The 13,725-nt window shown below is 51.6% G+C and carries 13 protein-coding genes; 7 read left to right on the forward strand and 6 right to left on the reverse strand.

Annotated elements, in window-relative coordinates:
* Nucleotides 1-6: 6 nt before the first annotated feature.
* The 3 genes from AC07N2_RS04185 (at nt 7) to AC07N2_RS04195 (ending at nt 3,035) form a co-directional block, all read left to right on the forward strand.
* Nucleotides 7-1,365: an ABC transporter substrate-binding protein gene (locus AC07N2_RS04185; RefSeq protein WP_494777146.1), complete on the forward strand. Its 1,359-nt coding sequence runs from the start codon at nt 7-9 to the stop codon at nt 1,363-1,365.
* On the forward strand, nt 1,362-2,735 hold the full coding sequence (locus AC07N2_RS04190; protein WP_494777147.1) for a di-heme oxidoreductase family protein: 1,374 nt from the start codon (nt 1,362-1,364) through the stop codon (nt 2,733-2,735). The genes AC07N2_RS04185 and AC07N2_RS04190 overlap by 4 nt, the downstream gene beginning before the upstream one ends.
* A gap of 102 nt (nt 2,736-2,837) precedes the next feature.
* Nucleotides 2,838-3,035, forward strand: a complete 198-nt coding sequence (locus AC07N2_RS04195) for a hypothetical protein (protein WP_076594093.1) — start codon at nt 2,838-2,840, stop codon at nt 3,033-3,035.
* A gap of 71 nt (nt 3,036-3,106) precedes the next feature.
* Here AC07N2_RS04195 and modA (AC07N2_RS04200) read toward each other — a convergent pair whose 3' ends face one another.
* A complete protein-coding gene (gene modA, locus AC07N2_RS04200) occupies nt 3,107-3,940 on the reverse strand; it encodes a molybdate ABC transporter substrate-binding protein (protein WP_494777148.1) in 834 nt (277 codons plus the stop codon).
* 24 nt (nt 3,941-3,964) lie between these two features.
* The gene (locus AC07N2_RS04205) at nt 3,965-6,097 is read right to left on the reverse strand and encodes a TonB-dependent receptor (RefSeq protein WP_494777149.1); all 2,133 of its coding nucleotides are present in this window, start codon (nt 6,095-6,097) and stop codon (nt 3,965-3,967) included.
* Nucleotides 6,098-6,442: 345 nt separating this feature from the next.
* Between AC07N2_RS04205 and AC07N2_RS04210 the strand changes: the two genes are divergently transcribed.
* Nucleotides 6,443-6,808 carry a winged helix-turn-helix domain-containing protein gene (locus AC07N2_RS04210; protein ID WP_494777150.1) on the forward strand — a complete coding sequence of 122 codons (366 nt, stop codon included), beginning with the start codon at nt 6,443-6,445 and terminating at the stop codon, nt 6,806-6,808.
* A 357-nt stretch (nt 6,809-7,165) separates the two neighbouring features.
* A complete protein-coding gene (locus AC07N2_RS04215; protein WP_494777151.1) occupies nt 7,166-7,444 on the forward strand; it encodes a hypothetical protein in 279 nt (92 codons plus the stop codon).
* Nucleotides 7,445-7,526: 82 nt separating this feature from the next.
* Here the strand turns inward: AC07N2_RS04215 and AC07N2_RS04220 are convergent, their stop codons facing one another.
* The 4 genes from AC07N2_RS04220 to AC07N2_RS04235 all read right to left on the reverse strand — a co-directional run bounded on the left by AC07N2_RS04220 (nt 7,527) and on the right by AC07N2_RS04235 (nt 11,884).
* Nucleotides 7,527-8,576, reverse strand: coding sequence for an asparaginase (locus AC07N2_RS04220; RefSeq protein WP_494777152.1), 1,050 nt, complete (start codon nt 8,574-8,576; stop codon nt 7,527-7,529).
* 335 nt (nt 8,577-8,911) lie between these two features.
* Nucleotides 8,912-9,421, reverse strand: a complete 510-nt coding sequence (locus AC07N2_RS04225) for an HPP family protein (protein ID WP_494777153.1) — start codon at nt 9,419-9,421, stop codon at nt 8,912-8,914.
* A gap of 158 nt (nt 9,422-9,579) precedes the next feature.
* On the reverse strand, nt 9,580-10,782 hold the full coding sequence (locus tag AC07N2_RS04230) for an NAD-dependent formate dehydrogenase (protein ID WP_076592797.1): 1,203 nt from the start codon (nt 10,780-10,782) through the stop codon (nt 9,580-9,582).
* 163 nt (nt 10,783-10,945) lie between these two features.
* A complete protein-coding gene (locus AC07N2_RS04235; protein ID WP_494777154.1) occupies nt 10,946-11,884 on the reverse strand; it encodes a LysR family transcriptional regulator in 939 nt (312 codons plus the stop codon).
* A gap of 252 nt (nt 11,885-12,136) precedes the next feature.
* Here AC07N2_RS04235 and AC07N2_RS04240 point away from each other — a divergent pair, with 252 nt between their 5' ends.
* Both AC07N2_RS04240 and modA (AC07N2_RS04245) read left to right on the forward strand, forming a co-directional pair.
* Nucleotides 12,137-12,931 carry a TOBE domain-containing protein gene (locus AC07N2_RS04240; protein WP_494777155.1) on the forward strand — a complete coding sequence of 265 codons (795 nt, stop codon included), beginning with the start codon at nt 12,137-12,139 and terminating at the stop codon, nt 12,929-12,931.
* A 31-nt stretch (nt 12,932-12,962) separates the two neighbouring features.
* Nucleotides 12,963-13,718: a molybdate ABC transporter substrate-binding protein gene (gene modA / locus AC07N2_RS04245; protein ID WP_494777156.1), complete on the forward strand. Its 756-nt coding sequence runs from the start codon at nt 12,963-12,965 to the stop codon at nt 13,716-13,718.
* Nucleotides 13,719-13,725 lie beyond the last annotated feature (7 nt).

Here is a 13,725-nt window from a genome sequence, read left to right on the forward strand (position 1 = left end):
TTCACTATGCTACGCACATCACTTTCTCTCCGTAAGCTGCTCGCGACCGCGATTTTCAGCTTTGCATCTGTCATCGTTTCAGTGCATGCACTGGCGGCAGATAAACTCGCTGGCAAGGTCGTGGTCATGACCAGCTATCCGGAGGAAGTGGTGGCGCGTTTCGAAGCTGCTTTTGAAAAAGCACATCCCGGTACCCGCGTCGAGATCCTCTGGCGTCGTTCCGGTGATGCGCTGTCTTACCTGCGCAAACCGAATCAAGGCAATGTCGATGTCTACTGGACACCGGCACAACGTAATTTTCAAATCCTCGCCAAAGAGGGAGCATTCCGCCGACCCGATCTGGATATGAAGGGCTTGCCTGCCAAAGTGGGCGGCTTCCCGATTTCCGACCCTGCCGGCTTCTACCTCGCCAGTGAAATTGCAGGTTATGGCTTTGCGATCAATCCGCAGCGCCTGCAAGACAAAAAGCTAACAGCACCAAAACAATGGACGGACCTGACCGGCCCCGAGTGGAAAGACGAAATCGTTTTCCCGGTTCCGGGCAAAGTTGGCTTCGCACCGATACTGATCGATATCATCCTGCAAGGATATGGCTGGGATAAAGGCTGGGCCTTGCTGCAAGCTATCGGCAGCAATGCGCACTTACTGGGCCAGGGCGGTGCCAATATTTCCGATGATGTCCGTAACGGACAGGCCAGTATCGGCGTGTCTATCGACTTCTTCATTAAATCGGCGATCGCCAATGGCGCGCCTATCCAGTTTGTTTATCCCGGCATCACCGGCTACTCGCCGGCGCATGTCGGCATCATGAAGGGCGCACCGAATCCGGAAGCCGCGCACGCGTTCGCCACCTTCGTATTGTCGGATGAAGGACAAAAGATCCTGTTCCATCATGACATCCGTAAATTGCCGGTACGTCCTGCGGTGTATGCGGAAAAGCCGGCCGGCTATTACGATCCCTTCGAAGCAGCCAAGACCATGCCTTTTGTATTTGATACTGAGCGCGCATTGGCGCGCCAGGGTTTCAACAACACCTTGTTTGATGTGTTGATCAGCAATGAACATGCACGCCTGCGTGACGCGAATGACAAGGTCATCCAGGCTGAGCGTGCCGCAAACACTTCTACATTGAAAGCAAAAGCTGCGCAAGCACGCGCCTTGCTCGACACAATACCGGTGAGCGAAGCAGAAGCCGATGCACTGGCACCGAAGTTTGTCTTTGCCTTTGATGAAACAACAGACGTCAACCGCAATGACGCGGTCACTGCCCAATGGACCACGCGCATCCGGCACAACCGTGCACAGGCAGAACAACTCGCGCAGGAAGTATTGAACGCCAGCGGCAAACAAGCGAGTGCCCGGTGAAATTCAAGCGTTTCATCGGCTACCTGGCGGTGTTGCCGGTAGCCTTGTTGTTAAGCGCTGCAGCCAGCGTCGATACCAAGGCGCTGAGCGGTGGCAGTGCCACCGTCTTTGATGACAGCCGCGAAGCATTTTCGCAAGCCAGTCCGGTCATGGATCCGGACAATACGGCCGCCTTCATACAAGGCCGCGGCCTGTTCCGCCAATCGTGGGTAATCGCACCGGCGAATGATAGGGCAGCCGGACTCGGCCCTTTATACAACCGCATTTCCTGCATAGCCTGTCACGCAAAGAATGGCCGTGGCGGTGCGCCCGATGGTCCTGATGGCACGATGCAGGCAATGCTCTTGCGCCTCAGCATACCTGGCACTAATCCGCATGGCGGCCCGAAACCGCATCCCGCGTATGGCGATCAATTGAATGAACGCGGCGTACCGGGTGTACCGGGAGAAGGCATAGGCTTCCTGATCTATGACGAACATGTAGAAACACTGGCCGACGGCAGCAAGGTCACGCTGCGCAAACCCAATATCCATTTCAAGGAAATGGCATACGGCGCGCTCGGCGCAGATGTCATGGTGTCGCCACGCGTAGGTCCGGTCATCTATGGCCTCGGCTTGCTGGAAGCGGTGAGTGACGACACCATATTGGCGATGGCAAAACAAGCCAAGCCGGATGGCATCGGCGGACGCGTGAATATGGTCTGGGATGCGATGGCGCAAAAGGAAACGATAGGGCGCTTCGGTATGAAAGCGAATGTCGCAACGCTGACCGAACAGATCGCGAACGCCTTCTCGGGCGACCTCGGCATCACCTCGCCGCTAATACCAAAAGAGAATTGCACCAAGGTCCAGACCGCCTGCCAACGTGCGCCATCCGGTGGCGAACCGGAACTGACGCGTGCTGAGCTGTATGCGACCGTATTCTATCAACGGATGTTGGCAGTACCGGCGCGACGCGATGTAAACGACAAGCAAGTCATCCACGGCAATCGTTTATTTGTACAAGCACGTTGCATTGCTTGTCATGCGTCGCCATTACGCACTCGTCCTGATGCTGCGTTGCCGGCCTTGTCCAACCAGTTGATACGACCGTATACGGATTTGTTACTGCACGATATGGGGCCAGGTCTGGCCGATGGCCGCAGCGATTATCTTGCGACCGGCAAAGAGTGGCGCACACCACCTTTGTGGGGAATCGGTCTTGCTCACAAGGTTAATCCCGACGCAGGCTTTTTACACGATGGCCGCGCGCGTACCTTGCTGGAAGCCATCATGTGGCATGGCGGCGAAGGCAACTACTCGAAGGAAGCAGTGCGTGCGATGTCGACCGAAGATCGCACTGCCTTGCTGCGTTTTCTGGAATCCCTCTGAACACCATCCGTTGCCAAATTTGCAGGAAAAAATATCCTGCTTCCCCTATCTCGACTCTCATGTAAAACTGTCGTCATCGACGTATAAATGGAAGACAAGATCATGGCAAAGAAAGAAGAACTGGACCCGGAAACACTAGCCGTCCTTAACTGGTGCATAGAAGTAGAAGGCTTCCTGGTTGCCGGTGGTGCCACCTTGGCAGAAGCGCAAGATCATATTGAAGAGCAAATCGAATGGTTCACGGATTTGTTCTATGACGGTCTGACACCGGAAGAAGCGGCGAAGGAAGCATTAGCCTGAATACCGACACTGAAAACTAAAAAGCGCGCCTGTATCATCAAGGCGCGCTTTTTTATTGCATCAAGCCAGTATCAATCTTCAGCTGGCACTGTCACTGGTGTAAATCCATATTGCGCCATCAACTTCTGCGCTTGCGGGCTTAACAAGAAAAGTGCGAACTTGTACGCCGCATCATGCGATTTTTTCTCACGTGTGATCACCGACAAACCATAGCTAGGCGTGATTGCCAATGCTGCGGGCAATGGCACGCTGGCGAACTTGGGATCAGGTGTAGTCTGACGTCCGCTGCAATAACCCAGCGATATCTGTACCTTCTTTTCAGCGAAAAAATATTCCATTGCATTACGCCCAGCCGGCACTGGCGGATTGTTTTTCCCACCTACCAGTTGCTGCGCTTTGGCTTCCAGAATTGCTTGCGCACCGGGGCGAACTTTCTCAGCTTTGGCAAACATCTGCCACGCGTAGTCACCGCCCGGATCAGCTTTCGGTGTTGAGGTACCGAGCCCAACTTGCGGATCAAGCAAGCGGTCCAGCAAGTTTTCTGTCGTCAACTTGTAGTCCGGCAAAGCTTTCGCACACAGACGATTGCGCACCATCACGACTGCTGGTGTTGCGATACCTTGATCGGCCAAGGCTTGTGGATGTTCCATATTGGCCGAGGCAAAGATATCGGCTTGTTCACCGCTCTCTATGCGCTCACGCAATAAACCCGCAGGACCAAATTGCGCATCGATCTTTTGTCCGGTCTGTTGCGTGTAAAGCTGCGCGACAGCTGTCATCGCGCCGGTCAAACTACCTGCAGCCAATACCTTGATAGGCGCTGATGGCAAGTGTGTGGCGGCCGAAGCGCTGACACTAACCAGCACCAGCGGTAAAGCCATATAAGAAAAAACTATTCTTTTCACAATGATTTCGCTTTCAGGGAAAAATTAGAAATCCATTTGCATAGATGCACGGATAGTGCGCGGTGTACCCAGCGTGCCGGTGCCGTTATCAGCGCCGGTATAACCGTTCTGTCCACTTGGTACGATATTGGCCCAGTAACGCTCATCAGTGACGTTGTTGATGGCAAGACGCCATGTGGTCGAACGTCCCATCAACTGCGTCGTGTAACGCGCGCCCAGATCCGTCACCGTATAGCCATCTACTTTGTAGCTATTAATGTTGTCACCTTGTCGACTGCCCGCATGACTGACGTTCAGGCTAAGCCCTAAGCCAGGTACCATCGCGACGCGGTAGTCCAACAAAATATTGCTGACGATGCGCGACAGACCCATGATTTGTTTATCCGAAGTTGCAGGATTGTTGGTCTTTAGCAAACGCGGATCAAGATACGTCAGACCACCATACAAAGTGAGGTTGCGCGTCAGTGCACCATTTGCCATTAACTCCAGACCTTGATTACGTTGTTCGCCTTGCACGGCAAACACGCCATTGGCAGCAAAGGCAAACGGACGCTCGATACGGAACAAGGCGGCACTGAAACCCATTTTTTCAAATGCAAGTTTGTAACCCAATTCCCATTGCTTGCTACGGTAAGGTGCCAGCGTTGTCGTACCTGATGTATCACCTTGCTGCAGACTGTCTGCATACGATGCGTAGACCATCACGTTCTTTTGCGGTTTGTATGAAACCGTCGCATTGGTGCTCAGACCACTATCGTTGTAAGCCGATGTCGCTACTGTTGTACCGTTGGGATTGTAGCCACGCTGATCAATCCAACTCTGACTCGCAAACAAACCGACCGACCACTGTTCATTCAAGCCGAGCGTGTCTCCGACTGTGACGGATTGTTGTCGAACAGTTTGTGCCTTGTAACGATTCTTGAAATCCGAAAAAACCGGTTGATTGAAAATAGTCGGATTACTCAAATTTGAATTGCCGAGTGTGATCGCACCTGTCTGAAATGGTCTGTAACGATCCCACTCAAATCCTGTTGCCGATACCACAATGTCATGCGTCATGCTGCCGGTGTTGGCGCGTCCATTCAATGCAACGGTGTGACTGAGAATGTCGTCGAGGCTAAACGTGGTTGTCGCCACTCTTACGTTGTATGCACCGGCATTGTTCGTCAGCGTATTGGTCGGCACTGTAGACGCACGATCGCTACTTTGCTTCAGCACGCCGGCGGTCAGACTCCAATTTTGGTTTAGGCGATGCTTGATACGCGCGCTATAAGTTTCCGTCACGTTATCGTCACCAGCAAATGGTTGACCATAACCAACACGTTTTGGATCTGGTGCAGAAGGAAACACTATCGTCGCGTTATTCAACGCGAACGTACCTGGCAAACCTTTGCTCGTGTAGTGATAACGGCTGACATTCGTTTCCAGCTTGGTATCGCTCGTCAATTGCACATCAAAGGACAGACTCGCCAGCTTGCGATCCAGCTTGCTGCGATCAACATAACTTTCACCGCCTTCATCCAGCAAATTAACGCGGAAGCCATAGCGTTTGTCTTCACCAAAACGATCGCTGATGTCGGCACTGACCGATGCGGAACCTTGACTTGCATAACCGAGAGTAAAGCGACGCAGCGGCGTTTCCGTCGGACGCTTCAAGACATAATTGAAAGTACCGGCCGGACTGGCCGGACCATACAAAGCACCAGCCAAGCCATTCAATACTTCGATGCGATCAAACTGCTCAATAGGATAATCGGTAGTCGCAGCGATATTCATGCCGTCTATGCGCGTGTTCTGTACTACGCCAGCTTGCAAGCCACGCGTTTGTGGACGAATGTTCTCGCCCTGTACCGATGGCATGTAACGGAAAGCTTCGCGCACGCTTTTCAATTGCTGGTTCTCCAGCAATTCCGCCGGCACGACGTTGATGGCGTACGGTGTATCCAGCACGCTCTTTTCGCCTAATGGTCCGATATTCGCTGTTTCTGTTTTGTAGGCAGGTGCGCCTGTGCCGATAACGTCAACGGTTTCCAGCACGGCAGCTTTATCTGCTGCATGAGTAGTAGCAGGTAAAACGCCGCTCATAGTGGCGAGGGCGAACACCGTCAGTCCCGATGCGCGACGGGCAATATGTGATTTATTTATGTGGTTCTTCATGAGTAATAGAGGAGTGACGAACAAGGTCCAAATCTTTGGACTACGCGATGCAGGCAGCATCCGTATGAAGTCGCCGTGTAAAGGGAGTCGTGCTTATGCCACTGGTATATCAGGCATTGCGGCCGAAGTTTAATCGACATTACTTGAAACTACATAACGATATTTATGTGATTGCGGCAAAGTAGCAACAGCGCCATCATGTTGATTTCAAGAAATCTGCGTTGAAAGACTTGCGTGTTCCGCAGCGATTTGAGCGAAAATACGTCCGTCCAAAAGAAAGCCCTAGCCATGCCTAAAAGCCAGCCAAAAAAATCTACCTCCCCTCAGCCTCGCGTTCGCGTTTTGATGGGGGAACTCACTGCGATGGGACCGGGCCGCGCAGATCTGATTGATGCGATAGCACGCACAGGCTCCATCTCTGCTGCCGGACGAGAAATGAATATGTCCTACCGCCGAGCATGGTCGCTGGTCGAAACAACCAACGCCTCATTCATAGAACCACTCGTCATTGCCAGCACGGGCGGTAGCGGCGGTGGCGGCGCGCTAGTCACTGATTTTGGTCATGGTGTAGTTGAACGTTACCGTGCGATGGAACGCAAAGCAGCGAAAGCCATCACCAGCGATTTTGCGATCTTCAGCAAACTGCTCGCAGCACCAAAAATCGCCACTCCTGCAGCAAAATCAAAACCTGCCAAGAGCACGAAGAAGTAATTTCTACGGCAAGTACATCAAGAATTTATTGTTTGATGTACTGCATCGCTCTTGCTGCGCTTTCTCCGAACAGAAAATCGCAGCTCACTACGCTCATCTGACGAATCCTTATCAGAAGTTTACTAAGCCGATACCTGCGCAAAGCTTGCATCCACACGGTTTACGCTATATCCTCACAAACATAACGAAATCGGTTTTACTAGCAAGCTGCAGAATAAATATCCATCCAGGCACAATTTTTCACGCATAGATACCGACCCCGTTATTACATTGAGTCTCCGACCTGTGCGTAAAACAGCACAAATCAAATGGTCGGCAACCTTATACGTTCGTTGGAATTTTGGCAGGGAAAACATCGTGGCTTTGATTGAATACAAGGGGTATTTCATCTCGGTGACCGCAACCGAACAAACCTGGGGTTTCGCCTTTGGCGAATGGGGCGGCACGTATCGCGTGTGGCACAAAGAAAATCTCGTACCAATAGAAGGTGTGATCGAAGGTAGCGAGATCTCTGCACACGAGGCAGAGAAGAGAACACTGCGCATCGTCAAGGTCGCCATCGACGAGGCAACAGCAAAAACAAGCGATCAGTTAATGCAATCGCTGAATCAGTTAGGCGAACGCTTCGCCTTGTAAGCTGCCGCGCCGTCACCAGCACGGCAGCATCCATCACATACTCATTAACGCGTCTGACGGTTGCTCAACCAGCGCGCAAACATCAACGATTAAACGCAGCTTGCAAATCGTCTTTGCTGGTTACACCGTTTTGCAAAGACAGCATCAACAAGATGCGTGCTTTCGCCGGCTTCAAATCATCGGCCATCACTGCGCCTGCATCGTATGAAGTTTTACCACCGCCTTCAAAACCATAACTAGGCAAGACACGGCCATTGTGCACGCGTGTCGAGACCACGACTGCTACGTTTTTGGAGATTGCATATTTAACCGCATTCAACATCGCAACGTTCATATTGCCCATGCCCAATGCCTGCACCACAACACCTTTGACGCCACGATCAACGGCGTTACGCAGGGCCGCACCATCTGCACCGCCATACATCGCGATGATTTCTACTTCCGGCATTTTGTCGGTGCGGATAGGAATGTATTGACGACGCAATTGTGTGTAAGAGAAGGTCACGCGATCAGGATAAACTTCACCCAGAAAACCGTAGTCGCCCGACTTGAATGTCTCTACATTAGCGGTATGCGTTTTTGTCACATAGCGCGCTGCATTGATCTGGTTATTCATAGCCAGCATCGCACCTTTGTCCTTAGCTTGCGGATCGACTGCAATGCGGACTGCATTCAACAAATTGCGCGGGCCATCAAAATCAGATACCGACGCATTGCGTTGCGCGCCGATCAGGACAACAGGTTTGTTCGATTTGACTGTCAGATCAAGCCAGTACGCTGTTTCTTCCAATGTATCTGTACCGTGCGAAACGATCACGCCGGAGACGTCATTGCGATCCAATGCAGTTTGTACTGCCTTCGTCAACACAACCCAACGCGCAGGGTCCATGTAATCCGACGGCACATTGGAAAGATTGTTGACTTCGATAGTCGCGTACTTGGCAACATCAGGAACGGTTGCCAGCAAGTCGTCACCAGAGATGGCCGGTACCGGTGCATTTTTGATCGGATCGATTTTCATCGCGATCGTGCCGCCGGTTGCGATGAATTGCACGACCGGTTTATTTTGTGCAAAAGCAGGGATAGCTGCCAATAAAATCAGGCTAAGTGCGGTCTTCTTGAACAATGTCATTGTGTGTCTCTCTCATTTGTTTTTAGGATTTTTATTCAACTGCTTAACGTGCCATTTGCCGCACGCCAAGAGAAGAAAGTACTGCCCCCTATGTTTATCACAAACCGATCAAATTACGTGTGCTCGGATGCAAAATAATGAGAGAAATCAACGGAAAAATAAACTCTTTTAATCAGTCACGCTTATGCAATATCGCTACTCTCCGTGCATGAAAAAAGAAGTTAGATGTCTATCGATAACAATTGCACAAAATTGATGGAATATAACGAACGTTGAGGAAATAGATGCTATACCACATATATTTCCAACCTCATTGATAGACAGGCAACATACCTCTACCAATACTTGGGATACTTGTTTTTACGAACCACGTTGTTGTAAATAATCGCGACGACGACCAGCACGCAAGCCCCGATCAAGGTCGGGAAAAACAAAAAACTCCAACCCGGTGCGCCGAGAAAAACTATCACTGGATTTGAACCTGCCGGCGGATGCACGACACGGCAAGCCATCATCACAATGATCGCGGTTGCGACCGCCAAACCCAAAGCCCACCAGTGCGGTCCAAACACATTCAAATAAACCAGACCTGACAAGCTACTCAGGAAATGTCCGAGTATTACATTGCGCGGTTGCGCCAAAGGCGTATCAGGCAGAGCAAACACAATCACGCATGACGCGCCGAAGGAACCCAGTATCAAAATGGCTTGCGTATAGTCAGCGGCCAGTGCAATCACACTGATGGCAAAAAAACCGCCGAGACCAGAAAGCAATACATTGGCGAGGGTAGGTCGCGGTGGCAGCGCCATGCTGCTGGTGAAAAAATTCTTGAATGAATTTGGCATAGAAAAACCTTAGCTGATAAATGCTTGCCGTCGGGGAGACGGAAGCCGGCAATGCACGCATCGCAATAAAAAAATGCCGACGTCAGAACTGCACGTCGGCATTAAATAATTTAACGAGGCCACCGAATCCGGTACTTCAATGGCCCGTCAATTCTTTCTTATGCTGGTTGGAATTTTGCAGCTTCTTCCGAACCTTTGGTTGCGTTACCGTCACTGTAGGAGTGAGCGCCGACGCCTGCCAGTTTGCCGCCTTGAACGATGAGGTATTCGTCACGGATAGGACGACCTTCAAAGTAGCATTCCAGAATTTCACGAGTACCTGCTGCGTAGCGTGTTTGCGCTGTCAGGCTGGTGCCGGAAATGTGTGGTGTCATGCCGTGGTGCGGCATGGTGCGCCATGGATGATCTTTCGGTGCTGGTTGTGGGAACCAGACGTCGCCTGCGTAACCAGCCAGTTGACCGCTTTCCAGCGCTTTGACAATCGCATCACGATCGCACAGTTTGCCGCGTGCGGTGTTGATGATGTACGCGCCACGTTTGAAGTTTTTCAACGTTTTTTCGTTGATCATGTGCTCTGTTTCTGGGTGCAGCGGGCAGTTCAGAGTTACAACGTCACACACTTTGGTCAGGCTTTCCAGCGTGCTGTGGTAAGTCAGATTGAGCTCTTGCTCAACTGCTGTTGGCAGACGGTGACGATCCATGTAGTGCAATTTGACGTCGAATGGGTGCAGCAGACGCAGTACGCGCAGACCGATACGGCCAGCTGCAACGGTACCGATACTCATTGCTTCCAGATCGTATGAACGCGATACGCAGTCAGCGATGTTCCAGCCGCCGTCGATCACTTGTTTGTACGAAGGGATGTAGTTACGCACTTGCGACAAGATCATCATGACGACGTGTTCTGCAACGCTGTGGCTGTTGCAATAGGTCACTTCGGCGACGGTGATGTTGTGCTTGTTCGCTGCTTCCAAATCGGTGTGATCGGAACCGATACCGGCTGTCACGATCATTTTCAATTTTTTAGCTTTAGCGATGCGTTCTGCTGTCATGTAGGCAGGCCAGAAAGGTTGCGAGATGATGATCTCTGCATCGTGCAATTCTTTGTCGAGGACGCTGTCTGCGCCGTCTTTGCTGGATGTAACAACCAAAGTATGGCCGTTCGATTCCAGGTATTTACGCAGGCCGAGTTCGCCGGAAACACTACCAAGCAAGGTGCCTGGTTTGAAGTCGATGCCCTTAGGCGTCGGCAGCGTTTGGCCATCTGGGTAGATCGATGGTTGTGCTACGTCATCGCGTGCATATGTCTTTGGGTAACCGGTGACTGGATCGTCGTATAAAACGCATAAAACTTTTGCCATGATTCTTCTCCATAAGATTGGTTGCATAAAATTGCTTGCTTGAGATTGCTAGCTACAGCGAATCGAAAATTGCTGGCGGTAGCTGAATTTTCTTTTTCTTCTGCAAGCGGACATCAGAATGAATGCCCAGCGAAGTCATCTTAGGGAGTATGTTTTTTGCGGTCTAATCGTTTGATGTGATGGGCTGATAGCCGCCAGTTATGTAAGCGTCGAATTGGGCCTGCAAGTCGATCTTCTCGGCAATATTGCGCGCAGCCAAGACGATGGGTGAGCACGGATCATGGTCCAGCGAGATGAGTCCTATAGAGCGACTCAGCTCAGGCACGATGGGGATCGCAACCATTTCATCACGCAGTTCAAACAGACATAAGAGACTATGCGGTACTACACTAAATAAATCCGCGTGCCTGACATGGGAATACAGTGCGAACACTGAATCAGTCTCCACCACCACATTCGGATGTACCTCGGCACGACGGAAAGCCGCATCCACGATGCGACGATTCTGCATATGTGAAGTCAGCAAGCACAGCGGCAACTCTGCCGCTTCTTCCCAACTGACTTCTTCTTTGCCATCCAGCATGGTCCCTTCGCGCGCCAGCAACATATAGCGTTCGCGATACAGCGGTTGCACATGGAAGCCGTTGAGACGTTGGTCTTCCAAATAGGTCAAGCCGACATCCAGTTCGAAATCGTCCAGTCTGCGCATGATTTCTTCGGTACTGAGCGACAACACCAGTTGCCGCAAATCGCCATGTTGTGCACGACAACGTCCGGTCAGCAAGGAAACTATCGGCATCGTGGTCGGGATCGCACCCAAGCGCAAGGTGCCGGTCAGCTTGACGCGCGACATCGACGCTTCCTGCTTCAAACCTTCCAGTGCAGCTAAAGTCTGGCGCGCCCAATCCAGAATTCGCTCGCCTTCCGGCGTAAATCCCTGAAAGCGTTGGCCACGCTGCACGATGGCGATCCCCAATTCGGTTTCCAGATTCCTGACGGCGGCGGATAAAGCCGGTTGCGAGACACAGCAAATTTCCGCAGCGCGGGCGAAATGTTTCTCTCTTGCGAGGGTAACGAGGTAATCAAGCTGACGTACGAACATTGATATAGCCTGTAGAAAATGATGGCGAGACGCGCCGGGAGAGGTAGAACGAGACCTTCATCTTATCCGTTTGCGACGCGATTTCCGGAATGACCCTGATGCCAATGTGAGCAATAGGCACCCGAACTCAACGATAGCCAAATAGAATGGCAGTACTTCGCCTGTTCTCAATATGTCGTTAAAAGTAATATCGTGTATCATAACGACTTTTGCTGAACAGCCCTTCATCATTTTTAAAAGATAGAGACTGTTATGAGCAAGACAACTTCGCCCATCAAACTGGAAGGTCTATCCAAGCCTCGCGGCAAGCGCTGGGACCATTTGGAACTGCTGGAACGCATAGATGCTTCCGGCTCAATTTCCGCCGCAGCCACTGCAATGGGCATGAGTTATAAGGCTGCCTGGCAAGCTGTAGAGTCGGTGAACAATCTGTCGCATGAACCACTGGTAATACGCCAGCCAGGCGGCAGTACCGGTGGTGGTACCTGTCTGACGGAATACGGCAGACGTGTGGTGGCAACCTACCGCCGATTGGAGCAGGAATGGGCCGCAGTGCCGGCAGCAATCGGCCGCACCATGGATGACTTTGACCAGTACTACACAATGAGCCGGAGATTCGATATGCAAACCAGCGCACGCAATCAGTTCCTAGGTACCGTTACCGCCGTCAAGAAGGGCGCGGTCAACGCAGAAGTTACTCTCGATATTGGCAATGGCGCAAAACTCGCCGCCATCATCACCAATGACAGCGCCGATCATCTGGCACTCGAAGTAGGCTCCGAAGCCTACGCGCTGGTGAAGGCACAGTGGATCATCCTCACAGTAGATACAGATTTTAAAACCAGTGCACGCAACTCCCTGACCGGCACCGTCGTTCGCTGCCAGGAAGGCGCAGTCAATGCAGAGGTCGTGATCGAACTGCCGGGCGGCAAGACCGTCGCAGCGATCATCACCAATGAGAGCGTCAAAGTACTCGGTTTAAAAGAAGGTGTGAAGGCAACGGCCTTGATCAAGGCCTCGCACATCATTCTGGCGGTACCCGCCTAAAAGGTTTTTTAACTCGTTTTACTCATACATCATGAAAAAACTCTCGTACTCGCTCCTTTCCGGTCTGCTCGCTCTCGGCATCTCCGCTTCCGCTTCGGCAGAAGAGGTACAAGTTGCAGTTGCCGCCAACTTCACCGCACCGATGAAAGTCATCGCCGCTGATTTTGAAAAAGCAACCGGCCATAAAGTTGTGCCTTCATTCGGCGCAACCGGCAAGTTCTACGCACAGATCACGAATGGTGCGCCGTACGATGTTTTCCTTGCTGCTGATGATGAAACACCTATCAAACTGGAAAAAGAAAACGGCATCGTGCCTGGTTCACGTTTCACTTACGCAACCGGCAAACTGGTGCTGTGGTCGGCTAAGCCAGACTTCGTCGATGCTAAAGGTGAAGTCCTGAAAAAAGGTAACTTCGGCCACATCGCATTGGCTACACCTAAGCTGGCTCCATACGGTCTGGCCGCTGAAGAAACCATGAAAAAACTGGGCGTGTACGAAACACTGCAACCTAAGTTTGTTCAAGGCGAAAGCATCGGTCAAACCTTTACCTTCATCTCCACCGGCAATGCAGAACTCGGCTTCGTCGCTCTGTCGCAAGTGTTTGAAGGCGGCAAAGTAAAGAGTGGTTCGGCCTGGATCGTTCCAGCTAATCTGCACAATGCAATTCGCCAGGACGCTGTGATCCTGACCAAAGGCAAAGACAATAAAGCTGCTGCTGAATTCGTCAACTACCTGAAATCAGAACCAGTTAAAGCCATCATCCGTAGCTACGGTTACGATCTGTAAGAGAGGT

The organism is Herminiimonas sp. GW821-FHT09C12 (assembly GCF_059416385.1).